Source organism: Burkholderia anthinoferrum (assembly GCF_002925705.1).
Classification (GTDB): domain Bacteria; phylum Pseudomonadota; class Gammaproteobacteria; order Burkholderiales; family Burkholderiaceae; genus Burkholderia; species Burkholderia semiarida.
The window spans coordinates 103,681-127,336 of the sequence record NZ_LFZP01000004.1; the positions used below are offsets into that span (position 1 = coordinate 103,681).

General features: G+C 68.5%; 23 protein-coding genes. 10 read left to right on the forward strand and 13 right to left on the reverse strand.

Translation table 11 applies throughout. The features are described 5' to 3' along the window. Nucleotides 1–38: 38 nt before the first annotated feature. From C5F75_RS02395 to C5F75_RS02415, 5 genes are all read right to left on the reverse strand, one after another. A complete protein-coding gene (locus C5F75_RS02395; RefSeq protein ID WP_226094052.1) occupies nucleotides 39–572 on the reverse strand; it encodes a Csu type fimbrial protein in 534 nt (177 codons plus the stop codon). Continuing rightward, nucleotides 569–2,872 (reverse strand): fimbria/pilus outer membrane usher protein, encoded by a 2,304-nt coding sequence (locus C5F75_RS02400; RefSeq protein ID WP_226094051.1) that lies wholly within the window; start codon nucleotides 2,870–2,872, stop codon nucleotides 569–571. The genes C5F75_RS02395 and C5F75_RS02400 overlap by 4 nt, the downstream gene beginning before the upstream one ends. Nucleotides 2,873–2,897: 25 nt before the next feature. Next, nucleotides 2,898–3,650, reverse strand: a complete 753-nt coding sequence (locus C5F75_RS02405; RefSeq protein WP_059583888.1) for a fimbrial biogenesis chaperone — start codon at nucleotides 3,648–3,650, stop codon at nucleotides 2,898–2,900. A 94-nt stretch (nucleotides 3,651–3,744) separates the two neighbouring features. Next, complete coding sequence (locus C5F75_RS02410; protein WP_059583886.1) at nucleotides 3,745–4,251, reverse strand: Csu type fimbrial protein; 507 nt, start codon at nucleotides 4,249–4,251, stop codon at nucleotides 3,745–3,747. Between the two features lie 845 nt (nucleotides 4,252–5,096). Then, nucleotides 5,097–5,981, reverse strand: a complete 885-nt coding sequence (locus C5F75_RS02415; protein ID WP_059583884.1) for a transcriptional regulator GcvA — start codon at nucleotides 5,979–5,981, stop codon at nucleotides 5,097–5,099. Nucleotides 5,982–6,077: 96 nt separating this feature from the next. Here C5F75_RS02415 and C5F75_RS02420 point away from each other — a divergent pair, with 96 nt between their 5' ends. The 10 genes from C5F75_RS02420 (at nucleotide 6,078) to C5F75_RS02470 (ending at nucleotide 14,286) form a co-directional block, all read left to right on the forward strand. Further along, nucleotides 6,078–6,746: a chromate transporter gene (locus C5F75_RS02420; RefSeq protein ID WP_059583882.1), complete on the forward strand. Its 669-nt coding sequence runs from the start codon at nucleotides 6,078–6,080 to the stop codon at nucleotides 6,744–6,746. Continuing rightward, nucleotides 6,743–7,270, forward strand: a complete 528-nt coding sequence (locus C5F75_RS02425; protein WP_059583880.1) for a chromate transporter — start codon at nucleotides 6,743–6,745, stop codon at nucleotides 7,268–7,270. Before C5F75_RS02420 ends, C5F75_RS02425 begins: the two co-directional genes overlap by 4 nt. 191 nt (nucleotides 7,271–7,461) lie before the next feature. After that, nucleotides 7,462–8,208 carry a YoaK family protein gene (locus C5F75_RS02435; RefSeq protein ID WP_060010296.1) on the forward strand — a complete coding sequence of 249 codons (747 nt, stop codon included), beginning with the start codon at nucleotides 7,462–7,464 and terminating at the stop codon, nucleotides 8,206–8,208. A 412-nt stretch (nucleotides 8,209–8,620) separates the two neighbouring features. After that, nucleotides 8,621–9,742, forward strand: coding sequence for a porin (locus C5F75_RS02445; protein WP_059583877.1), 1,122 nt, complete (start codon nucleotides 8,621–8,623; stop codon nucleotides 9,740–9,742). 375 nt (nucleotides 9,743–10,117) lie between these two features. Beyond that, entirely contained in the window at nucleotides 10,118–10,342 is a 225-nt protein-coding gene (locus C5F75_RS02450; RefSeq protein WP_059584024.1) for a hypothetical protein, read from the forward strand. Nucleotides 10,343–10,574: 232 nt separating this feature from the next. After that, complete coding sequence (gene gor, locus C5F75_RS02455; protein ID WP_059583875.1) at nucleotides 10,575–11,930, forward strand: glutathione-disulfide reductase; 1,356 nt, start codon at nucleotides 10,575–10,577, stop codon at nucleotides 11,928–11,930. 3 nt (nucleotides 11,931–11,933) lie between these two features. Further along, nucleotides 11,934–12,281, forward strand: coding sequence for a hypothetical protein (locus tag C5F75_RS36155; RefSeq protein ID WP_124658818.1), 348 nt, complete (start codon nucleotides 11,934–11,936; stop codon nucleotides 12,279–12,281). A 127-nt stretch (nucleotides 12,282–12,408) separates the two neighbouring features. Beyond that, nucleotides 12,409–13,080, forward strand: coding sequence for a CsgG/HfaB family protein (locus C5F75_RS02460; protein ID WP_185716591.1), 672 nt, complete (start codon nucleotides 12,409–12,411; stop codon nucleotides 13,078–13,080). Between the two features lie 82 nt (nucleotides 13,081–13,162). After that, nucleotides 13,163–13,606, forward strand: a complete 444-nt coding sequence (locus tag C5F75_RS02465) for a DUF4810 domain-containing protein (RefSeq protein ID WP_059583873.1) — start codon at nucleotides 13,163–13,165, stop codon at nucleotides 13,604–13,606. Between the two features lie 14 nt (nucleotides 13,607–13,620). Then, nucleotides 13,621–14,286 carry a DUF799 domain-containing protein gene (locus C5F75_RS02470; RefSeq protein WP_059583871.1) on the forward strand — a complete coding sequence of 222 codons (666 nt, stop codon included), beginning with the start codon at nucleotides 13,621–13,623 and terminating at the stop codon, nucleotides 14,284–14,286. A gap of 149 nt (nucleotides 14,287–14,435) precedes the next feature. Here C5F75_RS02470 and C5F75_RS02475 read toward each other — a convergent pair whose 3' ends face one another. From C5F75_RS02475 to C5F75_RS02510, 8 genes are all read right to left on the reverse strand, one after another. Then, nucleotides 14,436–15,737, reverse strand: a complete 1,302-nt coding sequence (locus tag C5F75_RS02475; protein ID WP_059583870.1) for an NAD(P)/FAD-dependent oxidoreductase — start codon at nucleotides 15,735–15,737, stop codon at nucleotides 14,436–14,438. A gap of 25 nt (nucleotides 15,738–15,762) precedes the next feature. Next, complete coding sequence (locus tag C5F75_RS02480) at nucleotides 15,763–17,067, reverse strand: NAD(P)/FAD-dependent oxidoreductase (RefSeq protein WP_059584023.1); 1,305 nt, start codon at nucleotides 17,065–17,067, stop codon at nucleotides 15,763–15,765. A 98-nt stretch (nucleotides 17,068–17,165) separates the two neighbouring features. Next, on the reverse strand, nucleotides 17,166–18,764 hold the full coding sequence (locus C5F75_RS02485; protein WP_059583868.1) for a DUF3138 family protein: 1,599 nt from the start codon (nucleotides 18,762–18,764) through the stop codon (nucleotides 17,166–17,168). A 115-nt stretch (nucleotides 18,765–18,879) separates the two neighbouring features. Then, nucleotides 18,880–19,719 (reverse strand): ABC transporter permease subunit, encoded by an 840-nt coding sequence (locus C5F75_RS02490; protein WP_059583866.1) that lies wholly within the window; start codon nucleotides 19,717–19,719, stop codon nucleotides 18,880–18,882. Next, on the reverse strand, nucleotides 19,716–20,702 hold the full coding sequence (locus C5F75_RS02495) for an ABC transporter permease subunit (protein ID WP_059583863.1): 987 nt from the start codon (nucleotides 20,700–20,702) through the stop codon (nucleotides 19,716–19,718). Before C5F75_RS02495 ends, C5F75_RS02490 begins: the two co-directional genes overlap by 4 nt. A gap of 10 nt (nucleotides 20,703–20,712) precedes the next feature. Next, a complete protein-coding gene (locus C5F75_RS02500; RefSeq protein WP_059583861.1) occupies nucleotides 20,713–21,867 on the reverse strand; it encodes an ABC transporter ATP-binding protein in 1,155 nt (384 codons plus the stop codon). Nucleotides 21,868–22,055: 188 nt separating this feature from the next. After that, on the reverse strand, nucleotides 22,056–23,171 hold the full coding sequence (locus C5F75_RS02505; RefSeq protein WP_059583859.1) for a polyamine ABC transporter substrate-binding protein: 1,116 nt from the start codon (nucleotides 23,169–23,171) through the stop codon (nucleotides 22,056–22,058). Between the two features lie 62 nt (nucleotides 23,172–23,233). Beyond that, on the reverse strand, nucleotides 23,234–23,656 hold a 423-nt coding region (locus tag C5F75_RS02510), incomplete at its 5' end, for an aminotransferase class III-fold pyridoxal phosphate-dependent enzyme (protein WP_124864465.1).

A 23,656-nucleotide genomic window follows, 5' to 3' on the forward strand; every position in this document is an offset into this window, starting at 1 on the left:
CGATGGCGGCATGCGCGACGCACGCGCCGTTGGCTCGCCTAGTAGTTGAACAGGATCGTGATGTTGTGGTCCGCGTAGCTGCCCGGCACGGCGTTCTGGCCGCCGCGGATCAGCCCGTACACGGTCGCGCTGAATGCGCCGGCGCCCGTGATCTTGCCCCATGAAATCGTCGACGTGCCGCTCGTGCCGTCTCCCCAGACCGACGTGTGCGCGCTGTCGAGATACAGGTTGTAGCCGAGCGTCTGCGTGTCGCCGGTGCGCGTCATCAGCCGGTTCGCGAACGTGCCGCCGCCCGCGCTCGCCGTGACCGTCGGCGTCGCGTTGCCGCTGCCGGTGCAGTTCACCGAGACGGTGACGGCCGACGTCGCCGCGTTGATGGTGTCGTACGTGCCGAACACCATCGACGACGGTGCCGCCATCGTGCACGTCGTCGCCGCGCGCGCGGCCGGCACGGCCATCAGCGCGGCGCCGGCGGCGAACAACGCGAACGCGGCGGACGCCGCGGAGGTCGCGGCCGTCGCGCGAACGCGCGGGAGCCGGACCGGCCGCCCGGCATGCTTGCGATGTCTCATGGTGTGACTCCCTTGCAAAGATGGGTGCCGAGGTCCGGCAGCGGATCGTCACCGGCGGGAAAGCGCACGGTCACGTCGCACTGCCGGTCGCGCCACGCCGCATGCAGGCGGTTCTGCTCCGACAGTCCGGTGACGTACACGACGCCGTCGCGGCCGACTGGAAACGCGTCCTTCCGCCCGTCGATCGTGACGATCGCGCCGGCCGGCAGGTGCGCGCCGTCCGCGAGATCGAGCGTGAGCATCGCGCCGCGCGAGCGCGTGATCGGGAACACGAGCGCCATGCCGCTGCGGAAGTAGGGCACCGCGTCGAGCTTCAGCGTGCCGATCGTCGCGTCGAACGGAAGATCGGCCTGCTCGATCGAAATCGGGTTGTTTTCATACGCGCGCAGCCGCGGCAGCAGCGCGACGCCGCTCGCGTCCGTGTGCGCGACGAGCTGGTTGTCCGCGAGGATGCCGACGTTGGCGAAGCCCGGCACCTTGACCAGCGCGAAGCTGTCGGTGATCTGCCGCGACAGGCGCGCGGTGCCGTCGACGAACGCGACGCCGCCCGCGACGTTGGCGCGCACGCCGGCGCGGCCGCGATACGCCGCCGCCTCGACGCTGTAGGTGCCGGTGCGCGTCTGCAGCGTCGCGCTCGCGTCCTGCGTATCGTTGCCGGCCTGCAGCGCGTAGCCGAAACCTTCGCCGACCGGCAGGCTGCGCTGCAGTTGCGCGAGCATTTCGGTGCGGCCCTGCTGGTGCATCATCGTGACCGATGCGCTCGTGCGGTTGTCGACCGGAATCGTCCACGCGACGCCGACGATCGTCGCGCCAGCGCCGCTCAGCGGCTTGCTGACGCTGACGTTGGCGAAGCCGAAGCGACCGAGCTGCGCGCTGTAGCTGAGCGACAGCAACTGGGTCTTGTAGCCGTCGCGATCGTCGAGGAACACGTGCGCGAGCCCGAGCGAGCCGAAGCGGCCCATCCCGAGGCCGACGTTGACGCTCGTCAGCAGCTTCGGCGCGAGCCTGCCCGGCTCGAGCCCGATCTGCGCGAAATGCGGGGTCGCCCATTGCGCGTGCGCGCCGATCTCCACGAGGCCGGCCTGGCTCTCGGCGCCGATCGTCGCCAGCGCGCCCGCGCCACCGGCGCTGCGGCTCGCCGCCGCCGCCGCGTTGAGGACGCCGAGCGGCCCGGCCAGCACCACGCCGCCGACGCCGACGTTTTGCCGCGACGCTTCGGCTTCCGCGTGGATCTCGCCGGTGAACCGGTCGGTCATGCCGATCCGGTGCGTCGCGCTGGCGAACCAGCGCCCGTAGTCGTTGCTCGCGAGGCCGAAATCGCGCCGCTCCTTGCCGATCTCGTACGAGAAATCCTGCATCCCCCGCTTCAGCAGATTCGCGCTTGCGTAGAACGATTGCGTGATCACCTGCTCGCGACCCATCACGTCGCGCACCACGACCCGCACGTCGCCCTGGCCGGTCACCACCGGCACGTTGTTGATCGCGAACGGGCCGGGGGCGACCTCGCGCGTCGACGTCAGCGCGTTGTTGACGTAGACGTCGACCGTCGAAGGCAGCACGGCCTGCCCGCTCACGCCCTGCAGCGGGATCGTGACGAGCCCCGGCTGCGTCGCGAAATTGGTCGCGTACTGGATGCCGCCGAAGCGGACCGCGCGGCCCCACATCCCCGCCCGGCTGATCGCGTCGCCGATGCGCAGGCTCGCGAGATGGCCGGGCCGATCGGTCGTCCACGTGGTTTCGAGGCGCGTGAGGCGCCGCGTCGGGCCCGCTTCGTCCGCGAGAAACGTGCCGACGCCCACGCCGAAGCGGTTGAAGAAGCCAAGCTCGAACAGTCCGGAGCCGTGCGTCTGGCCCGCGGCCTGTTCGGCAAGCAGGTCGTAGTTGAAGAAGCCGCCGATGCCCGGCTCGACGGCCGACGCGCGGTGCCGCTCGGTCTCGTCGAAGGTCGCGCCGACGAATGCCTGGGCCGGAGCGCTGATCGCCATCGTCAGATTCTGCTCGTCGACGGTGTACGTGAGGCCCGCGATCGCGTTCAGCGGGTAGTACGGCGTGTCGTTGCCGGCCAGCGGCGCGACGTCCGGCCGCCTGAGCCGCCAGCGCTTCAGGTCGTCGGCCGACACGTAGAACGCGCCGTCGGCCGCCTTGATCAGCAACGCGGTTTCGTCGAGGCCCTGGCGGTTGATGTCGACCTGGTACAGCAGCTCGGCCGGGCCGCCCGCCGCGCCATGCGACGCCTGCGCGGCCGCGGCGGCCGGTGCCGCGACGAGACGTTCTTGTGCGTGTGGGGTCTGCGCGCTCATGAGAATCGCGATCAGCAGCGCCGCGTCAGCGCGCGTTCGGCGCGAGCGTCGTATCGATGTCGCCCGCATCGGAGTAGCCGATCAGGTGCATGCCGGAGGCAACGGCCGGCGCGGTTCCGGCGCCGGGCTTGAACGTCAGTTCGCGCGACTGGCCGGGCAGCACGTACGCGAATTCCGCATGCGTGGCGACGGGGCGATCGCTGCCCGGCGCGAGCAGCGCGAGGTTCGCCACCTGCGCATGCGCGGTGCCGTCGTTGGTCACGCGTAACGCGAGCGTGCCCGAGCCGCCCGGGCGCGGCTCCGCGCTCCAGCGCAGCCGCGGGGCGGTGTCGACGGCCGGCTTCACGAAGATCGGCAGGCTCATTTCCAGCGCGATCTGCACGCCGGTGAAACCGGGCTTCGGCGCGGGCGGAATCTCCTGCAGATACAGCCGGTAGCTGGTTTCGCGGTCAGCGGCGGGCGGATGCCGCAGGCCGACGCGCACGACCTGCGCACTGCCGGGCGCGATCGTGAAGATCGGCGGCGCGGCGATCAGGTCGCCGGTCGACGCATAGACGTCGTCGCCCGCGTTTTGCGACCACGCGACGGTGCGCAGCTGGACGATCACGGGCTGGTCGGGCGATTCGTTGCGCACCGTCAGCGCGACGCTGCGTTGCGCGGCCGACAGCTCGACGCGCACGGGCGACACGGTGAAGTCGGTGGCCCGGCTGTCGGCGGAGGCGGCGGCGAGCGTCACGGCCGCGAGCCAGGTCGCGAGTTTGTACACGTTCGGTTTCATCACGGATCCACCTCCAGGGGGGCGCTGCTGGATGTTCGACGTCTGCCGGTCGGGAGGGCGCGCATCTGCGCTGCCGCACGCCCTCCGCGCGGCACTAAAACGTGACGGTGACCGTCACCGTGTCCGCATAGCTGCCCGGCACCGCATTGGGCTGGTCCGGCACCTTGCCGTACACGGTCTTGGTGATCGCCTGCGCCATCGCCATCCCCTGGCCGGTGCCGTTGACGGTATCGCTCGGCGGCGTGTTGCCCCACACGACCGTGCGGTTCGAATCCTGGTACAGCGAGTAGTTGAGCTGGTTCGAGCCGCTCGTCATGATGCGGTTGGCGACCGTGGCGCCGGACGTCGTGCCCGCATTCAGGCCGATGTTGAAGTTCGTCCCGTTCGTGCAGCGGACCGTGATCGCGGACTGCGCCGATTGATCGCCGGTTCCCGGTGTGTAGGCGGGGAAAGTCAGCGCGCCGGCCGAGTCGATCAGGCACGTTGCGTTGACGGTGGCGGATACGCCGAACGTCGTGGTGGTCTGTCCGGCCGATGCCGAGAGGGCCGTGCAGGCGAGCGATGCGGCAAGCGCCGCGTGGGTCAGTACGGAGTGCTTCATGATGCAGTTCTCCCTTGAGAGCTGGAATGTGCGGCCGGTGCGTCGAGCCGTTCGGGACGGGATCTCGATCGTCAGCGCGCGATGCGTCTTCTGGTCGTGTCGGAATCGGGTCGCTTGCTGGGCGGGCACCTCCTTTGTGTCGTCGTGCGGAATCGGGCGCGCGGCCGGGCAGCCGGCCGCTGCTGCAGCGCGTACCGCGCGAGCCGTGGCCGTTGCCGCTCGCGTGCGCGTCGGCACGCGGGCGGCGCCGCCCTGGCGAGCGGCACGACTCGGCGCGGCGCGCATGCGCGCGGCGAGGGATTTCCGGGATTCGCCTATCGGATCGGCGCGTCGTGACTTCGGGTAACGGTGTGGGCCGTGTGCGCGCATCGGACGGCGACGGTGCGAAGCCGCGCCGCCGGCATCAGCGGATGCGTGACAGGAGCAGTGATGCAGGACAGCAGCCGTGTGACGGCCGATATGAGATTCGACATGATTTCCCCGACCCGCTTGATGATTGTTCGTCGCCTGCATCGAGCCGCCGGCCCGTGCAGTGTCGTTGTCTGCACCGCTGCATCAGCAAGCAACGGGCCAACGCGCGCAGAGCCGCGCAAACAGGGGCAGGGAGGACCGCGTGGGGCCGTCGGCGACGGTGTGCGCGCGCAAATGTTTCAGTCGTGCAACACGGCGCGGCGCGGGCTGGCCGGCGGCGGGCCCGGCGGGCGGGCGATGGCGGGATGACGGGGGCGGCTCACGGCGCACGCGGCCGCGATTCCGCTGGGGAATCGCACGCGCCGCAGGCCGATCGGTTTCATTCGTGCAACGTGCGCGCGGCCGATTCGGTCAGGTGTCGGCGGCACCGCGCATCATGCGTTCACATTCGACTGCGCGGCGAGCCACGCACAGAACTGGGCGACGAGCGGATCGTCGGCCGGCGCGCCCGGCGCGATCCACCAGTAGCTGCGCGTCGCGATGCGCGGGCCGGGCAGCGGCATCACGAGGCGCCCGCTCGCGAGCTCGTCGTCGATCAGCGGCAACGGGCCGAGCGCGACGCCGAGCCCGTCGACGGCCGCCTGCAGCGCCAGGTAGAAGTGGTCGAACGACTGCCGCTTGCGCCCCTTCATCGTCACGCCGGCCGCCGCGAACCAGTCGCGCCAGCCTTCCGGTCGCGTATCCGAATGCAGCAGCACGTGCCGCGCGAGATCGTCCGCGCGGGTAATCGGCGCGCGCTTGAGCAGCGCGGGGCTGCACACCGGGATCACGCTTTCGTCGAGGAAGTGGCCGCTCGTGCAATTCGGCCAGTGGCCGGGGCCGCGGCGGATCGCGACGTCGAAGCCGTTCAGCGTGTCGAGCGGCGCGTTCGACGTCGACAGCTTCAGCTCGACGTTCGGCACGTCGCGCTGGAACCGCGACAGGCGCGGCAGCAGCCATTTCATCGCGAAGGTCGGCAGCGCATTGATGCGCAGCACGCGCGCCGCGCCGGTGCTGCGCAACTGTTCGGTCGCGTGCGCGATGCTGTCGAACGCCGCGCGCACGGTGTCCAGGTAGCGGCGGCCTTCGTCGGTGAGCTTCACGCGCTTGCCGTGGCGATGGAACACCGGCTTGCCGAGCCATGCCTCGAACCCGGCGATCTGCCGGCTGATGGCACCGTGGGTCACATGCAGTTCGTCGCCCGCGGCGCTGAAGCTTTCATGTCGTGCCGCGGCTTCAAAGGCCCGAAGCGCGGAAAAGGGTGGGAGATCGCGTGCCATGCTTGTGATTCTAGATCACAAGGACGCGCCGATAAAATCGTTTTGACGGCATCCCGAACAGCGGTAACCTCGGTTCACCGCTTGATGAGGAGCCCCATGCAATCCGCCTTCCCGCCGGCCTCGCCGCCGCCTGCCGCGTCCCCCCGCAGCGTCGGTCTCACCGAGCTGTTCACCGGTTTCCTGTCGCTCGGCCTGATGTCGTTCGGCGGCGCGTTGCCGTTCGCGCGGCGCACGATCGTCGACGAGCGCAAGTGGCTCTCCGCCGACGAATTCACCGATCTGCTCGGCCTCTGCCAGTTCCTGCCGGGCGGCAACGTGATCAACCTGTCGGTCGCCGTCGGCATGCGCTTTCGCGGCGTGGCCGGCGCGTTCGCCGGCATTCTCGGGCTGATCGCCGGCCCGACGCTCGTCGTCGTCGCGCTCGGCGTGCTGTACGCGAAGACGCAGAACGATCCGCGCGTGCAGCACCTGTTCGCGGGGCTCGCGGCCGCGGCGGCCGGCCTGCTCGTCGCGATGGCCGTGAAGGTCGCGAAGCCGCTGCTTCAGGCGCCGCGCGCGGCGGCCGCGATCGCGGTGCTCGCGTTCGTGGCGATCGCGGTGCTGCGCATGCCGCTCCTGACCACGATGCTGGTGCTGACGCCCGTCAGCATCTGGCTCGCGTCGCGCCGCCGCGCGGCCGGCACGCCGCGGCCGGCGCCGGCTGCCGCGCGGGGCACGCACGATTCGCACGATTCGCCCCACGGGCAACAGGAGCGCCGGCCATGAGCGACACGCTGATCGCCATCGCGACGATCTTCAGCCAGTTGTCGCTGCTCGCGTTCGGCGGCGGCAACACGATCCTGCCGGAGATGCAGCGGCAGGTCGTCGACGTGCATCACTGGATGAGCGCGCACGAGTTCACCGCGCTGTTCGCGCTGGCCCAGGCGGCGCCGGGGCCGAACATGATGATCGTGTCGCTGGTCGGCTGGCACGTGGCCGGCTGGGCCGGGCTGCTGGTCGCGTCGCTCGCGAAGTTCGGGCCGTCGTCGATCGTCACCGTGCTCGCGCTGCATGCGTGGGAGCGCTTTCGCGACCGGCCGTGGCGCCGCTACGTGCAGCAGGGGATGATGCCGGTGACGGTCGGGCTCGTCGCGGCAAGCGCGGTGCTGATTTCCGATGCGTCGAACCGCACCGCGATCCAGTGGGGCATCACGGCCGCATGCGCGGTGCTGGCGTGGCGCACGCGCATTCATCCGCTGTGGCTGCTCGCGGGCGGTGCGTTGATCGGGCTCACGGGCATCGGGCAGTGACTGGCGTGTCGCGTGTCGCCGGCCGTTGCGCGCGACGGTTCAGCGGCTAGTGCGACGCACGGCGCCCGGTGGCGCACGTTATATTGGCGCACGGCAGGCGGCGAAGCCCGGCCGCGCAGTGCCGGCGGCGCGCCGCGCCTGCCGGCACGACCGACATTCGCGCCGCCCGCCGCGCACACCACGGAGGATCGATGGATCTCGACGGCGCCAGCCGCAATCTCACTGTCGCCGCATTGCTGACGCTGTCCGGCGGCTATCTCGACGCGTACACCTACGTCGGCCACGGCCACGTGTTCGCGAACACGATGACCGGCAACGTCGCGCTGCTCGGCATCAACCTGTCGGCCGGCGAATGGGCCGCCGCGCTGCACCACGTGCCCCCGCTCGGCGGCTTCGTGCTCGCGGTCTTCGTCGCGCATCTGTTCGGCCTCGCCGCGCGGCGCGGCTGGATGCGTCATACGGCGTTCGTGAGCCTCATCGTCGAGATCGCGTTTCTCGGCGTCGCCGCGAGCGGCCTCGTCGGTGCGTCGAGCGCATGGCTGATTCCGGGCATCTCGTTCGTCGCGACGTTGCAGACGCTGTCGTTCACGCATCTCGAGGAACTGTCGTACACGTCGGTGATGACGACCGGCAACCTGCGGCGTGCCGCGCAGAAGCTGTTCGTCGGGCTGATCCCGCGCTACGACGCCGGCGCGCTGCACGACTCGGCGCTGCTCGCGACGATCAGTTTCTGTTTCCTGGCCGGCGCGGTGGTCGGCGGCCTCGTGACGCGGCTCGTGCCGGACATCGCGCTGTGGGGCGCGGTGCTGCTGCTCGTCGGCGCGTTCGCGGAGATCGTGCGGCGGGCGTGGCGGCGCGCGGGGAACGGCGGTGCGGGGAGCGAGGACGGTAACGGCGACGCGGGCACCGGCAGCGACGGGGCGACGCAAACGGCCTGACGGCAAGCGGCAAGCGGCAAGCGGCAAGCGGCAAGCGGCAAGCGGCAGGCGGCAGGCGGCAATCGGCAAGCAGCGGACAGCAAGCGGCAGCCCGCGCAACGATTTCGCCGGCTCTTTCGCCGCAATCCGCGTGACCGCACCGCACCATCGTCGCACCTCGCAGCGCCGTACTCGTCCGCCGGCGCCGCCGCGCACCGCCACCTCCCGTCCACCCACCGCGCGAGCCAGGCCCCGCGCGGGAAACGTTGCTCCCGGACGACAATCGCGCGCTTGCCGCGTATTTCAATTTCTTTCAGCGTTCGCACTCGTCTTATGATTCAGCCCACATCGCGCGCGCCATGAACGTGTGCGATCGCCACCCGGCTGCGCACGCGGCCGGTCACGAATGGAGACACCTAAAAAAGGAACGCTCATGAAGCAGACCACCCGACTCGCCGCTATCGCAGGGGGCGCGGCGCTGGCCTTCGCCAGCCAGTACGCAGCAGCACAAAGCTCGGTCACGCTGTGGGGCGTCGCCGACGCCAGCATTCGTTACCTGACCAACGCCAACGCCAAGAACGACGGCCTGCTGTCGATGAGCAACGGCGCGATCACGAACAGCCGCTTCGGCATCTACGGCACGGAAGACCTCGGCGGCGGCCTGAAGGCCGTGTTCAACCTCGAGAGCGGCGTGAACCTGCAGAACGGCGCATTCGCCGACAGCGGCCGCCTGTTCAACCGCGCGGCGTACGTCGGCCTGCAGAGCCCGTACGGCACGGTGACGCTCGGCCGCCAGAAGACGCCGCTGTTCGACCTGCTGGCGGACACCTACGATCCGCTCACCGTCGGCAACTACCTCGAAAACGCGTGGCTGCCGGTCGCCCTCGGCGGCGGCCTGTATGCGGACAACCAGATCAAGTACACGGGCACGTTCGCGGGCCTGACCGCGAAGGCGATGTACTCGACCGGCACCAACTACGAATCGACCGGCGTCGGCGGCTTCTCGGGCCAGATTCCGGGCTCGCTCGGCAAGGGCAATGCATGGGGCGTGTCGCTGTCGTACGTGATGGGCCCGCTCAGCATCGCGGCCGGCGCGCAGCAGAACAGCGACAACTCGGCGCGCAAGCAGACGATCTACCACGCGAACGTCGTGTACGCGTTCAGCAAGGCGAAGATCTACGCGGGCTACCTGCGCTCGAAGGACGACACGGGTTTCGTCGACAGCCTGCTCGCGCAGCAGTCGATCCCGGTCGCGAAAGGCACGGGCCGCATCGACGACGGTCCGTTCGCCGGCGTGAGCTGGCAGGTCAGCGCGCCGCTGACGCTGACGGGCGCGTTCTACTACGACCACATGCGCAATGCGATGACCACGAACGGCACGCTCGCGAGCGGCAACCGCTACGCGATCGTCGGCATCGCCGAGTACGCGCTGAGCAAGCGCACCGAAATCTACGGCACCGTCGACTTCAACAAGACGAACGGCGCGGCGAACGTCGAGCTGCCGGGCCGCAGCAACCAGACCGGCATCGCGATCGGCCTGCGCAATATCTTCTGACGAACGTCGGAAAATGCATGCGCCGGCTTCGTCCGGCGCGCATCGACGAGGCTCCGCGGAGCCTCTTTTTTTTTCGTCGCGCGACCTTCATGCGCGCGCCCGACTATTCGGCGAACGCTCCATTGCGGCAGTCCCGCGCCGTAAGCGATCCGTCGGCAATCCAGAACATACTTTTACAGTACGCGCGCAGGCTTTCCGCTACGCTGCGTGCATCGCGCGTGGCATGCCGTCCGGCGTGCGCGTGCGTCGTTCCGATCGCGCTCCGCGAGCGCGGCCGGCCTGGTGCGTAACTTCTGTATCCGGCGATGACAAACGCGGTTCGCCGGTTTCTTTCGTGGGACGATGCGCTCACGATTTTCTTGAAAGGGGATGACGATGGGTATCCTGAATGTCGTGGGTGAAATCGCCGGCGCAGTGGCCGCCGTCGAAGGCGTGGAAAAGCTGGACCCGGATGCGGGCCTGCTGACCAAGGCGGCCGCGGCCGTCGCCGGCTTCAAGGGCGCCGAGGCGATCGAAGGCATGCTCGAGAAGAAGGACGAGCAGCCGCAGCAGGCAGACGATACGCAGGCGACGGACGGCAGCGACACGTCGCAGGCATGAGCATGGCGGCCGGTCCGGCCGCGGGCGCGCCCTTCGCGCGCCCGGGCCGGCCGGTGCCGCGCAACCGGCAGGTCGGGCATGCGGTCGATCGGTGACGCATGGCACAACCGCCAGCCGGTTTGACCGGCGAGAGGCGTCGTCTCTCGCCGTTTTTTATCGCGCGCGCCATGCGCCGCACGAATCCCCGAATCTTGCTATCGTGCCCCCATCCGAACTGCGATGAGGGAATGCGATGGATTTCGACTACGACCTGTTCGTCATCGGCGCCGGCTCGGGCGGCGTGAGGCTCGCGCGCATGTCCGCGTCATACGGCGCACGCGTCGGCATAGCGGAAGAAGAGCAGATCGGCGGCACCTGCGTGCTGCGCGGCTGCATCCCGAAGAAGCTGCTCGTCTACGCGTCGCACTACCCGCATGAAGTCGACGATGCGAAGGGCTTCGGCTGGACTTTCGGCGCCGGCACGCTCGACTGGCGCGCGCTGATCGCCGCGAAGGATCGCGAGATCAACCGGTTGAGCGACATCTACATCAGCCTGCTGCGGCAATCCGGCGTCGACATGCACGCCGGCCGCGCGACGCTCGTCGACGCGCACACGGTCGCGGTCGGCGCGCGCACGATCCGTGCGCGCCACATCGCGATCGCGACCGGCTCGCGTCCGGTGTTGCCGCCGCGTCCCGGCATCGAACACGCGATCACGTCGCGCGAGGCGCTGTCGCTCGCGACGTGCCCCAAGCGCATCGCGGTGGTCGGCGGCGGCTATATCGCGGTCGAGTTCGCGGGCATCTTCAACGGTTTCGGCAGTCACGTCGACGTGTTCTATCGCGGCGAAAAAATCCTCCGCGGCTTCGACGACGACGTGCGCCAGTTCCTGACCGACGAGATGACGAAGCAGGGCGTCACGATTCACCCGCGCGCGGTGATCGAATCGATCGAGCGCGCGAGCGACGGCACGCTGTTCGTGCGCGTCGGCGACGCGCGGCACGGGCCGTACGATCAGGTGCTCTATGCGACGGGGCGCGTGCCGAACGTCGACGGGATCGGGCTCGAGCAGGCGGGCATCCTGCTCGATGCGCGCGGCGCGATCGCCGTCGATGCGTATTCGGCGACGTCGGTGCCGTCGGTCCACGCGATCGGCGACGTCACGTCGCGGCCGCAGCTCACGCCGGTTGCGACGCGCGACGCCGGCTTGCTCGCGCGCACGCTGTTCGGCGGCTCGCGCGTGGCGGTCGATCACGCGTACGTGCCGTCGGCCGTGTTCAGCCAGCCGGAGGTCGCGACGGTCGGCCTGACCGAGGCCGATGCGCGTCACGCGCACGGCGACGTCGATATCTACCGCACGTCGTTCAAGGCGCTGCGTCACACGCTGTCGGGCCGCGACGAGCGCACGCTGATGAAGCTCGTCGTCGCGCGCGACAGCCAGCGCGTGGTCGGCGCGCACATGGTCGGCCGCGATGCGGGCGAGATCATCCAGGGCATCGCGATCGCGATTCGCGCGGGCGCGACGAAGGCGCAGTTCGACGACACGATCGGCATTCATCCGACCGCGGCCGAGGAATTCGTGACGATGCGGCAGAAGGTGGCCGACTAGGGCGTGAACACATCCTGGGACGCACCGGGCGCGCCGGCTCGCGGGGCCGCCGTGCGCGTTGCACCCATGCTCGGTCGGCGCGTCGTATATCACGCGCTGGCCGACGATTCGGAAAGCACGTCCATTCTTCTCAAGAAATACCGTCTCAATAATCAGGCTTGGTATGATCCACAAAAATCATATACGGGGCCGATCATGCGCGAACAACAGCGCAGTAACCAGAATCATCGCGTAGCGGGCGCACGTGGGGGCGCCGATTCATGCGCCGCGCGTTCGCATCTTGCCGCGACCGATCCGTTGCGCGCATTTTCTCTTCGCATGCCGCCCTCTCCGTCGCCGTCCGGGCGATGAAGTCGCGCGCGCCGAAGCACGCCCAGGCCGTTTCGATCACCGCATCAACCGCCGGCTCTTCAGTCAGCCTGTGAGCCGGCATGCCCGTTCCGGGCCATCTTTCCACGCAAGGAGACCAGCAGTGAACATTCAGACACGACGCACCGTCCTCGTGGCGGCCGCGGTCGTCGCGGCGCTGTCCGGCTGCGCGACCGAATCGTCGCGCACGCTCGACGTGCCGGCCGTCAGCAGCGCGCAGAAGCCGTACGCGGGCAAGCCCGTCGCGATCGCCGTGGGCAAGTTCGACAACCGTTCGAGCTACATGCGCGGCATCTTCTCCGACGGCATCGACCGCCTCGGCGGACAGGCGAAGACGATCCTCGTCACGCGCCTGCAGCAGAGCCGCCGCTTCAACGTGCTCGATCGCGAGAACCTCGACGAGATCAAGCAGGAAGCGGGCTTCATGAAGAAGGCGCAGGCCGTGAAGGGCGCGAACTACGTCGTCACCGGCGACGTGACCGAGTTCGGCCGCAAGGACGTCGGCGATCATCAGTTGTTCGGCATTCTCGGCCGCGGCAAGACGCAGGTCGCGTACGCGAAGGTCAACCTGAACATCGTCGACACGACGACGTCGGAAGTCGTCGCATCGAGCCAGGGCGCGGGCGAGTTCAGCCTGTCGAACCGCGAGGTGATCGGCTTCGGCGGCACGGCCGGCTACGACTCGACGCTCAACGGCAAGGTGCTGGATCTCGCGATCCAGGAAGCCGTGAACCATCTGGCGGAGCAGGTCGACGCCGGCGCATTGAAGGTCGCGCAGTAAGCGTCGCAACCCGCCGCAGCGGGCGCCGGGGCCGGCGCCGCGCGCTCGACCGATTCAACACGACATCACAAGAGAAAAGACCATGAAACGGGGTAACTGGCTGCCGGCGACGGCCGCCGCCTTGCTGCTCGCCGGCTGCGCGAGCTCCACGCCGCCGCTCTATCAGTGGACCGGCTATCAGCCGCAGGTGTACGAATACTTCAAGGGGCAGAAGTCGCCGCAGGAGCAGATCGACGCGCTCGAAAAAGCGCTGCAGGAGATTCGCGGCAAGGGCCATACGCCGCCGCCGGGCTTCCACGCGCATCTGGGGATGCTGTACGCGAGCATCGGCAGCGAGCAGCAGGCCGAACAGGAACTGCAGGCCGAGAAACAGCTGTTTCCGGAGTCCGCGACCTACATGGACTTCCTGCTGAAGAAGAAAACCGGTGCGCCGAAGGCCGCCGACCCGAAGGCGGCCGGCCAGAAGGCGGTCGACCAGACGGTCGCCGGCCAGAAGAACGCCGATCCGACCACCGCCAAACAGTGAGCGACGCACCCGCCATGTTCAAGACACTCTCATTCAAGCTGCTGTCCGTGCTGTCGCTCGTCGCGCTGCTGAGCGCGTGCGCGCAACCGGTGAAACGGCCCGACTACACGGCGTTCAAGAAGAGCCAGCCGCGCTCGATCCTCGTGCTGCCGCCGCTCAACGAGACGTCCGACGTGGGCGCGACCTACGGGCTGCTGTCGCAGATGACGCTGCCGCTCGCCGAGTCGGGCTATTACGTCGTGCCCGTCGCCGTGATGGACGAGACGTTCAAGCAGAACGGCCTGACCAACCCGGCCGAGATCCAGGAGACATCACCCGCGAAGCTGCGCGAGATCTTCGGCGCGGACGCCGCGCTGTATTCGAAGGTGTCGCAGTACGGCACCGTCTACCGGGTTCTCGCGAGCGCGACGGTCGTGTCGGCATCGGCGAAGCTCGTCGACCTGCGTACCGGCGACGTGCTGTGGCAGGGCCGCGCGAGCGCGAGCAGCGACGAAGGCAATAACAACGGCGGCGGCAGCCTGATCGGCATGCTCGTGGTGGCCGCGGTCAAGCAGATCGCGAACACGCTGATGGACCAGAGCCACGACGTTGCGGCGTACACCAGCACGCGACTGCTGTCGGCCGGTCCGCCGAACGGGCTGCTGTACGGTCCGCATTCGCCGAAGTACGGCACGGACTGAGCGGCGCAGGGCGCGCGGGCGCTTCATGCGCCCGTCGTGCCGCCTGCATGCAATCCGGCCGAACGGCTGCACCATGTGCGCGCGCGGTGTGTGCTTGCCGCGTTTTCGCGCTCACGGCCGTATCGCAATCCAGTGCCGCGCAATCACGCTCAATGCACGCCGAACGCATCCAGCAGCCGGTACCAGCTCATCGCGAGCACCAGTGCCGGCGTGCGCAGCGCCTCGCCGCCGGGGAAGTCGCGATGCCGGATCTTGTCGAACAGATCGAAGCGGCTCGCCTGTCCGTCGATCGCTTCGGCGATCAGCTTGCCCGCAAGCGCGGTCGTGTTCACGCCGTGCCCTGAAAACCCCTGCGCGAAGTACGTCGTCGGCGTGATGCGGCCGAAATGCGGCGCACGGTTCATCGTGATGTCGACGAAGCCGCCCCACGCATAATCGACCTTCACGTCCGCGAGCTGCGGGAACGTCTTCAGCATGTCCGCGCGCATCGCCGCGGCGAGATCGCGCGGCTCGCGCGTCGAATAGCTGACCTTGCCGCCCCACACGAGCCGCGTGTCCGGCGCCGGCCGGAAATAGTCGAGCACGAAGCGGCTGTCGCAGATCGCCGCGCGCGCGGGCATCAGCGCGTCGGCGCGCGCCTGGCCGAGCGGCTCGGTCGCGATCACGTAGGTGCCCACCGGCATGATCTTCCTCGCCAGCGCGGGCGCGAGCGTGCCGACGTATGTATTGCATGCGAGCACGACGAAGCGCGCACGCACGTTGCCGCCGCTCGTCTCGACGACGTGGCCGCCGGACACGTCGCGCACGCGCGTCACGCAGCTGTCCTCGTGAATACGCACGCCTGCTTCGGTTGCCGCCCGCGCGAGGCCGAGCGTGTAGTTCAGCGGATGGAGGTGGCCGCTGTCCGGGTCGTACAGGCCGCCGCGATAGCGTTCGGACTGCACGTAGTCGCCGAGCGCGTCGGCTTCGACGAAGTGGAAGCGGTCGTAGCCGAAGCGCTTCGCGGCTTCGTCGCGCCACCGCTTCAGCGCATCGGCGTCGCGCTCGGTGTTGGCCGCGGTCAGGTAGCCGGGCATCAGCGCGCAGTCGATGCCGTGCCGCGCGATGCGCGACTTCACGAGCGACAGCGTTTCGAGCCCCATGTCCCAGATGCGCTTCACGTCGCCTTCCGGCATGAATCGCGCGAACGTGTCGATGTCGCACGCGAAGCCGCCGATCAACTGGCCGCCGTTGCGGCCGCTCGCCGCCCATCCGACCCGCGACGCTTCGAGCACGGTCACCGAATGGCCGCGCTCGGCGAGGTTGAGCGCGGCCGACAGGCCGGTGAGGCCCGCGCCGATCACGCACACGTCGGCGTCGGTCGTGCCGGCGAGCGGCGCGTGGCGGGTCGTATCGTTGGCGGTCGCCGCGTAGTACGACGCGACGTGCGGCTGGTTGGCGAATGTCTGCATGATAGGAAGCGCGGAGTGAAAGGGCTCAGAACAGCTCGCGTATGCGGTGGTACAGCATGCCGAGCTCGAGCGCGGGCTGCCGCCATGCGTCGCCGCCGGGAAAGCGCCGGTGACGCAGGCGCGCGAACAGGTCGAACGCGCGCGTGTCGCCCGCGATCGCGCCCGCGACCGCGCGCCCGGCGATGCCGGTGAGCGCGACGCCGTGCCCGCTGAAGCCCTGGACGTAGAAGAAGTTCGGATCGATCGCGCCGAAGTCCGGCGCGCGGTTGCGCGTGACGTCGACGAAGCCGCCCCACGCGTGCTCGACGCGCACGTCGCCGAGCTGCGGGAACACGCCGGCCATGCGCTGCCGGATCGCTTCGGCGAGCGCGGCGGGCGACGCGCCGGCCGAATTCGCGCGGCCGCCGAACAGCATCCGGTGGTCGGCCGACAGGCGGAAGTAGTCGAGGAAGAAATTGTTGTCGCACACGGCTTCGCGTCGGGCGATCAGCGCGTCGGCGCGCGTGCGGCCGAGCGGCTCGGTCGCGATGATGTACGACGCGATCGGCGCGATGCGCGCGGCGGTCGCCGCCGGCAGCACGCCGCCGGGGCCCGCGTTGCAGCACGACACGACGAAGCGGCAACGCACCTCGCCCGACGGCGTGCGCACGACGGGCCGCGCGCCGCGCACGACGTCGAGCGCGGGCGTGTGCGCATACAGCGCGACGCCCTCGCGGCGCGCGGCATCGGCGAGCCCGAGGCAGTACTTGAGCGGATGCAGATGGCCCGATAGCGGATCGTGCACGCCGGCCAGATAGCGCGTCGATGCAATGCGCGCCTGGATCTCACCGGTATCGAGCCACGCGAGCGACGGATGGCCCCAGCGCGACGTCGCGGCGTTCATCCACGCACGCAGGTCGTCGATGCGGCGCGGCTTCGTCGCGACCGTCAGGTAGCCGCGCGTGAAGTCGCAGTCGATTCCGTAGCGCGCGATGCGCTCGGCGATCAGCGCGACGCCGTCGAGCGACAGCGACCACGCGGCGCGTGCGCCGTCGGCGCCGAGCTGCCGCTCGATCGCTTCGTCTTTCGCGAAGCCCGTGATCGCCTGGCCGCCGTTGCGGCCCGATGCGCCCCAGCCGGGCCGGTGCGCATCGATCACGGCGACGGACAGCCCGCGCGCGCGACAGTCGAGCGCCGTCGACAGGCCTGCGAAGCCGGCGCCGATCACGCACACGTCGACGTCGATCGCCGCTTCGAGCGTCGGATCGTCCGCCGCGGGCCGCGCGGCGGTTGCTTCGTAGTACGAGTCGCGCGCGAGCGCATCGGCGCGGCGGGTGAAAGACTGCGTCATGAAACCGACTCCCTCGACAAGGCCGCGCGCTGCGCGCGGCCACCCAAAAAACGGCGCGGGACGCCGTGCGTGCGGCACGGCGCCCCGCGCGTGCCGCATCAGAACGAATAGATGAACTGCGTCGCGAGCAGGTCGTTGGACTTGCCGTACGACCCGTCGTTGCGCAGGAACACCTTGTTGTTCGCCCAGTCATGCCGGTATTCGACCTTCACGGTGATCTGCTGGGTCGGATAGAACAGCAGGTCGAGCGCGACGTCCTGGCGCACCGCGCCCTTGCACTCGAAGCCCAGGCCGCCGCCGGCCTTCGACATCGCGAGGCAGTCCGCGTCGACGCCGAAGCCGTTGCTCGGGTCCATCCCGTTGCCGTTCAGCGCGATGCCGCCGCCGCCGCCGCCGTTCTTCGAGTTCGCGAGCAGGTCGTAGCGCAGCGTCACGCCCATGCGGCCGACCACCGGCGCGTTGAACTTGCGGTGCGCGAGCAGCGACAGCCCGTACCACTGCGCGAGCCCGCCGTTGAACGCCGCATGCTGCTGCCGGCCGTAGTCGACTTCGGCGTTGTACTGAACGTCGGCGAGCGTGTAGGTCGCGTCGAGTTCGCCGAAGAAGAACGAACCGTAGCCGCTCGGCGCCGCGCCGCCCGGGCCGTAGTGGACGTTGCCCTGATCGTCGATCGCGCTCGCCAGCGTCTGCCGCCCGATGTTGAACGAGCCGCCGATGTCGAGCGCGCTCGACCACGTGTAGTCCGCGCGCGCGGTGAAGGTCGGCACCTTGTTGCTGGTGGTGATCGGATCGCCGAGCGCGTTGGTGCCCGTCTGCGTGACCGAACCGTACGTGCGGTACTGCTCGTTGCCGAGGAAGAACTTCCACGCCCAGGCGCCCTTCGTGTAGTTCGCGCCGACACCGACGTAGCTGCCCGGATCGGAGAAATCGTACAGCAGGTTGTGCGTGAGCGTGAGCATCTGGTTCGACTGCTGCACCTCGTAGCCGCCGAAGCTCGGGATCAGGCCGGCCACCAGCGTGGTCGACGCGGTGATCGGCACGTTGACGACCGCCGTGTTCAGCAGGTTGTCGGTGATCGAGCCGCGCGAGTTCTGCAGCAGCGTGATGCCGTTGCCGCGGTTCGGCATCAGCGTGATCTCGGCCGACGGCGCCATCGGGCCGACGCCGAACGTCTTCTTGATGTCGAGGTAGAGATCGCCGAACGTGCTGTTGAAATAGTTGTACGCGTTCTCGTGGTTCGCGAACAGGAACGACGACGTGCCGGCCGCGCGGTTGTAGACGTAGGTCGGATCGATGTAGCCGGTGACCGACAGGCCGGCGAGCGGGCCGGTGTTGGCCGCGTCGGTCAGCGAGTCGACCTTCAACTGCTGGTTCGCGATCTGCTGCTTCATTTCGCTGACCTCGTCGTTGGTCAGCATGGCGCGCGCGCGGCCGTAATCCGGCGAGCCCGGATCGGCCGCGACCGCGACGGCGCTGCCGCCGCTGCCGCCGCCGGCCATGCCGCCGCTCGCGCCGGACGCCGCGACGGCCGCCGCCCCGACCGGCTTCGCGGCGAGCTGCGCCTGCATCGCCTTCATCTGTTTCTGCAGCGCCGCGACCTGCGCCTGCAGCGCCTTGATTTCGGCGGATGTCGAACCGGCCAGCGCGACGCCCGGCAACGCGCCGGCCACCAGCAGGCAGATCAGTTTCTTCTTCATTGCGGATTCTCCTAGTCGTGCGCCTGTCAAATCGGGATCGAATCGCGCGCCCCCCTGGGGCAGCGCGTGTTGCTTGTCTGCAGTGCTTGTTGTCGTCGAAGCAGGCGGCGGGCCGTCAGGCCGCCGCGAACGCCGCCTTCAAGTCGGCCATCCGGCGCCGCTCGCGCGCGATCATCATCCGGTTCACGACGATCACGCCGATCGTCACGGCCGTGATGAACAGCGTCGCCAGCGCATTCATCTCGGGGTTCAAGCCCAGCCGCACGCGCGAGAACACCACCAGCGGCAGCGTCGTCGAGCCGGGCCCGGACAGGAACGCCGACAGCACCAGATCGTCGATCGACAGCGTGAACGACAGCAGCCACCCCGACAGCAGCGCCTGCGAGATCAGCGGCAGCGTCACCACGAAGAACACCTTCAGCGGCGTCGCACCCAGGTCGAGCGCGGCCTCCTCGAGCGACTTGTTCATCTCCTTCACGCGCGACTGCACGATGATCGCGACGTACGACACGCACAACATCACGTGGCCGATCCAGATCGTCACCATCCCGCGCCCCTTCGGCCAGCCGAACATCTGCTCGAGCGCGACGAACAGCAACAGCAGCGAGATCCCCTGGATCACCTCCGGAATCACCAGTGGCGCGTTGATCATCCCCGTGTACAGCGTGAAGCCCTTGAAACGGCCGAAGCGCGCGAGCACGAAGCCCGCCCACGTGCCGATCACGACCGACGCGGTGGCCGTCAGGAGACCGATCTTCAGCGACAGCCACGCGGAGTTGAGCAGCTCGTCGTCGTCCAGCAGCGCCGCGTACCATTTCAGCGAGAAGCCCGACCACACCGTCACCAGCTTCGATTCGTTGAACGAGTACACGACGAGGCTGATGATCGGGATGTACAGGAACAGGAAGCCGAAGGCGAGCACGCCCGTCGACAGCGGTTTGTTCGGCTTGATCATTTCGCGTCTCCCAGTTCCTTGACCTGGTAGTACTGGAACAGCGCCATCGGCACCAGCAACAGCAGCACCATCGCGACCGTCACCGCGGACGCCATCGGCCAGTCCATGTTGTTGAAGAATTCATCCCACATCACGCGGCCGATCATCAGCGTGTCGGCGCCGCCAAGCAGCTCCGGGATCACGTACTCGCCCACCGCCGGGATGAACACCAGCAGGCTGCCGGCGATGATCCCGTTCTTCGACAGCGGCAGCGTGATGCGCGTGAACGCGACCCACGGCTTCGCACCGAGGTCGTACGCGGCCTCGAGCAGCGTCAGGTCCATCTTCACGAGGTGCGCGTAGAGCGGCATCACCATGAACGGCAGGTACGAATAGACCATCCCGATGTAGACGCCCGCATCGGTGTGGTAGAGCCGCAGCGGCGTGTGGATGATGCCGAGCGCGATCAGCGTGTGGTTCAGCAGGCCGTCGTCCTTCAGGATGCCGATCCATGCGTACACGCGGATCAGGAACGACGTCCAGAACGGCAGCATCACGGCCATCATCAGCACGTTGCGGCGGTTCGGCTCCGAGCGCGCGATGTAGTACGCCATCGGGTAACCGATCAGCAGGCACAGCACCGTCGACACGGCGGCCATCTTCAGCGAGCTGAGGTAGGTCGCGATGTACAGGTCGTCCTGCAGCAGGAACGCGTAGTGCGACAGTTGCAGCGCGAAGTACACGACGCCGTCCTTGATCTCGACGAGCGACGTGTACGGCGGGATGCCCATCACCTGGTCGGCGAAGCTGATCTTCAGCACCAGCACGAACGGCAGCGCGAAGAACACGGCCAGCCACAGGAACGGCACGCCGATCGCGACGGTGCGGCCCGACGGCAGCAAGCGCGACAGCGCGGCGAAGCGGCCCGGGCGGGCGCGGCCCGCGCCGGTGCGCGCGGCGCCGGTCGACACCGGCGCGGAAGGCGTGGAAGCGGAGGTTCTCATCGTGGCGTCCTCACTGCGTCAGCACGACGCCGCTGGCCGGCGACCACGACACGAACACGTCGTCGTTCCACGCCGGCGCACCGTCGTTCATCAGGTGCGAGCTCGACAGGTTCGACACCACCGTCTTGCCGCTCGGCAGACGCACGTGATACAGCGAATAGCTGCCCATGTACGCGATGTCGGTGACGACGCCGCGCGCCCAGTTGTGCTTCGAGCCCGGCTTCTCGCGCGACACGTGGATGCGCTCCGGGCGCACCGAGATGCCGACCGGCATCCCGAGCGGGCCGGTCACGCCGTGGCTCACGTACATGCGGGCTTCGAGGTCGTCGCTCTCGACGAAGATGTGATCGGGCTCGTCCTCGACCACGCGCCCTTCGAACAGGTTCGTCGAGCCGATGAATTCGGCCGAGAAGCGGCTGTTCGGGTATTCGTAGACCTCGCCGGGCGAGCCGATCTGCACGATCTTGCCTTCGCTCATCACCGCGAGGCGGCTCGCCATCGTCATCGCCTCTTCCTGGTCGTGCGTGACCATCACGCAGGTCACGTCGACCTTCTCGATGATGTTCACGAGTTCGAGCTGGGTCTTCTGGCGGATCTTCTTGTCGAGCGCGGACATCGGCTCGTCGAGCAGCAGGAGCTTCGGGCGCTTGACCAGCGAACGCGCGAGCGCGACGCGCTGCTGCTGGCCGCCCGACAGCTGATGCGGCTTGCGCTTCGCGTACTTGCTCATCTGCACGAGCGCGAGCGCATCGGCCACGCGCTCCTTGATCTCGTCTTTCGGCGTCCCTTCCTGCTTCAGGCCGAACGCGACGTTCGATTCGACCGTCATGTGCGGGAACAGCGCGTACGACTGGAACATCATGTTGACCGGGCGGCGGTACGGCGGCAGCGACGCGAGGTCCTCGCCGTCGACGAAGATCTTGCCGGAGGTGGCAGTTTCCAGCCCGGCGAGCATGCGCAGCAGCGTGGACTTGCCGCAGCCCGAGCTGCCGAGCAGCGCGAACAGCTCGTTCTTCGCGATCGTCAGGTTCACGTTGTCGACGGCCGTGCTGTCGCCGAATTTCTTCACGACGTTTTCGATGCGCACGAATGCATCGTTCTGCGTACGGGGCGCGGCGGCCGGTTGGGTCTGGCGTGCGGCAGCGGAAGAGGGTATCGATTGCATGGGAGTCACCATTCGTTCTTCACGGATTGCAGGCGTGAGCGTCCCCGCGCGAGGCGCGCAACGCGACTCGCGAGCAACGGCTCGTGCCGGATGGAACAGCGCGCGCGTGGCGCGCGGGCGGACGGACGTCCGCGGATCTCAGGCGGGCAGGCGTACCGCGATGCCTGCGCCGCCGCGATGCATGGCGGTCAGTGGCCCGTCTTCAACTGCGCCCACAGACGGTTCTCGAGGCGCAGGATGTCGGCCGGCATCGGCTTCATCAGCACCATCTTCTTCAGCACGTCTTCGGGCGGGTAGACGGTCGGGTCCTGCGCGACGGCCGGCGTGACGAACGGGTGCGCGGCCTTGTTCGCGGTCGGGTAGAACACCGTGTTGGTGATCGCCGCGTTGACCTTCGGGTCGGAAATGTAGTTGATCCACTTCATCGCGGCTTCCGGGTGCGGCGCATCCTTCGGGACCACCATCACGTCGAACCACAGCAGGCCGCCTTCCTTCGGGTTCGCGAACTTGATGTCGTACGAGCGCTTCGCCTCGGCCGAGCGGCGGTGCGCGATGCCGACGTCGCCCGACCAGCCGAGCACGACGCACACGTCGTTGTTCGCGAGGTCGTTGATGTAGCCGGACGAATTGAACTGGGTGATGTACGGGCGGACTTTCTTCAGGACCTCGAACGCAGCCTGGTAATCGGCCGGGTTCTTGCTGTTCGGATCCTTGCCCATGTACTGCAGCGTGGCGGCGAACACGTCCACGGCCTGGTCGAGGAACGACACGCCGCAGCTCTTCAGCTTTTCCATGTTGGCCGGGTCGAACACCAGCGCCCAGCTGTCGACCGGCGCCTTGTCGCCGAGCGCCTTCTTCACCGCCTGCGCGTTGTAGCCGATGCCGTCCGTGCCGTACGCCCAGGGCACGCCGTACTGGTTGCCGGGGTCGGCGTCGGCGATCATCTTCATCAGCAGCGGGTCGAGGTTCGCGAGGTTCGGGATCTTCGACTTGTCGAGCTTCTGGTACACGCCGGCCTGGATCTGCTTGGCCATGTAGTTCGACGTCGGCACGACGATGTCGTAGCCGGAGCTGCCGGCCAGCAGCTTCGCCTGAAGCGTGTCGTCGCTGTCGTAGTTGTCGTACTTGACGTGGATACCCGTCTGCTTCTGGAAGTTCGGGATCGTGTCCGGCGCGATGTAGTCGGACCAGTTGTAGACGTTCAGGTCCTCGGCATGGGCCGACGGGCTGGCGACCGACGTGAACGCGGCCACTGCGGCAAGGGCCGCGATGGAACAGGCTTGGCGAAGTAAGCAGGCACGCATGGTGGAATTCCCCTGGATGATGGCGGCGTGCGGCGCCCGCCGCACGCCTGTAGGCAAAACCGTTACGAAATACCCAGTTGCTGGGCGGTGGCGTCGACGGCCTTCTTCGCCTTCGACACGAGCTCGTCGATTTCCTGGCGCGAGATCACGAGCGGCGGCGACAGCAGCATCCGGTCGCCGGTCGCGCGCATGATCAGGTTGCCGTTGAAGCAGAAGTCGCGGCAGATCGTGCCGACGTCGCCGCCGTTCGCGAAGCGGCGGCGTTCGGCCGGCGCTTCGGCCAGTTGCAGGCTCGCGACCATCCCGTGGCCGTGCACTTCGCCGACGATCGGATGACGTGCGAAGGTTTCGCGCATCAGCGCCTGGAAGTAGGGGCCCGTGTCGGTCTTCACGCGTTCGACGATCCCTTCGTCGCGCAGCAGCTTCAGGTTCGCGACCGCGACGGCCGCCGCCACCGGGTGGCCCGAATACGTGAGGCCGTGGTT

Coding starts and splice junctions, on each gene's coding strand:
- C5F75_RS02405 (WP_059583888.1), bottom strand. CDS start 3,650: ATGAAACCGAACGTGTACAAACTCGCGACCTGGCTCGCGGCCGTGACG.
- C5F75_RS02420 (WP_059583882.1), top strand. CDS start 6,078: ATGCAATCCGCCTTCCCGCCGGCCTCGCCGCCGCCTGCCGCGTCCCCC.
- C5F75_RS02485 (WP_059583868.1), bottom strand. CDS start 18,764: ATGAAGAAGAAACTGATCTGCCTGCTGGTGGCCGGCGCGTTGCCGGGC.
- C5F75_RS02495 (WP_059583863.1), bottom strand. CDS start 20,702: ATGAGAACCTCCGCTTCCACGCCTTCCGCGCCGGTGTCGACCGGCGCC.
- gor (WP_059583875.1), top strand. CDS start 10,575: ATGGATTTCGACTACGACCTGTTCGTCATCGGCGCCGGCTCGGGCGGC.
- C5F75_RS02450 (WP_059584024.1), top strand. CDS start 10,118: ATGGGTATCCTGAATGTCGTGGGTGAAATCGCCGGCGCAGTGGCCGCC.
- C5F75_RS02475 (WP_059583870.1), bottom strand. CDS start 15,737: ATGCAGACATTCGCCAACCAGCCGCACGTCGCGTCGTACTACGCGGCG.
- C5F75_RS02490 (WP_059583866.1), bottom strand. CDS start 19,719: ATGATCAAGCCGAACAAACCGCTGTCGACGGGCGTGCTCGCCTTCGGC.
- C5F75_RS02415 (WP_059583884.1), bottom strand. CDS start 5,981: ATGGCACGCGATCTCCCACCCTTTTCCGCGCTTCGGGCCTTTGAAGCC.
- C5F75_RS02500 (WP_059583861.1), bottom strand. CDS start 21,867: ATGCAATCGATACCCTCTTCCGCTGCCGCACGCCAGACCCAACCGGCC.
- C5F75_RS02395 (WP_226094052.1), bottom strand. CDS start 572: ATGAGACATCGCAAGCATGCCGGGCGGCCGGTCCGGCTCCCGCGCGTT.
- C5F75_RS02470 (WP_059583871.1), top strand. CDS start 13,621: ATGTTCAAGACACTCTCATTCAAGCTGCTGTCCGTGCTGTCGCTCGTC.
- C5F75_RS02400 (WP_226094051.1), bottom strand. CDS start 2,872: ATGAGCGCGCAGACCCCACACGCACAAGAACGTCTCGTCGCGGCACCG.
- C5F75_RS02410 (WP_059583886.1), bottom strand. CDS start 4,251: ATGAAGCACTCCGTACTGACCCACGCGGCGCTTGCCGCATCGCTCGCC.
- C5F75_RS02425 (WP_059583880.1), top strand. CDS start 6,743: ATGAGCGACACGCTGATCGCCATCGCGACGATCTTCAGCCAGTTGTCG.
- C5F75_RS02480 (WP_059584023.1), bottom strand. CDS start 17,067: ATGACGCAGTCTTTCACCCGCCGCGCCGATGCGCTCGCGCGCGACTCG.
- C5F75_RS02435 (WP_060010296.1), top strand. CDS start 7,462: ATGGATCTCGACGGCGCCAGCCGCAATCTCACTGTCGCCGCATTGCTG.
- C5F75_RS02465 (WP_059583873.1), top strand. CDS start 13,163: ATGAAACGGGGTAACTGGCTGCCGGCGACGGCCGCCGCCTTGCTGCTC.
- C5F75_RS02505 (WP_059583859.1), bottom strand. CDS start 23,171: ATGCGTGCCTGCTTACTTCGCCAAGCCTGTTCCATCGCGGCCCTTGCC.
- C5F75_RS02445 (WP_059583877.1), top strand. CDS start 8,621: ATGAAGCAGACCACCCGACTCGCCGCTATCGCAGGGGGCGCGGCGCTG.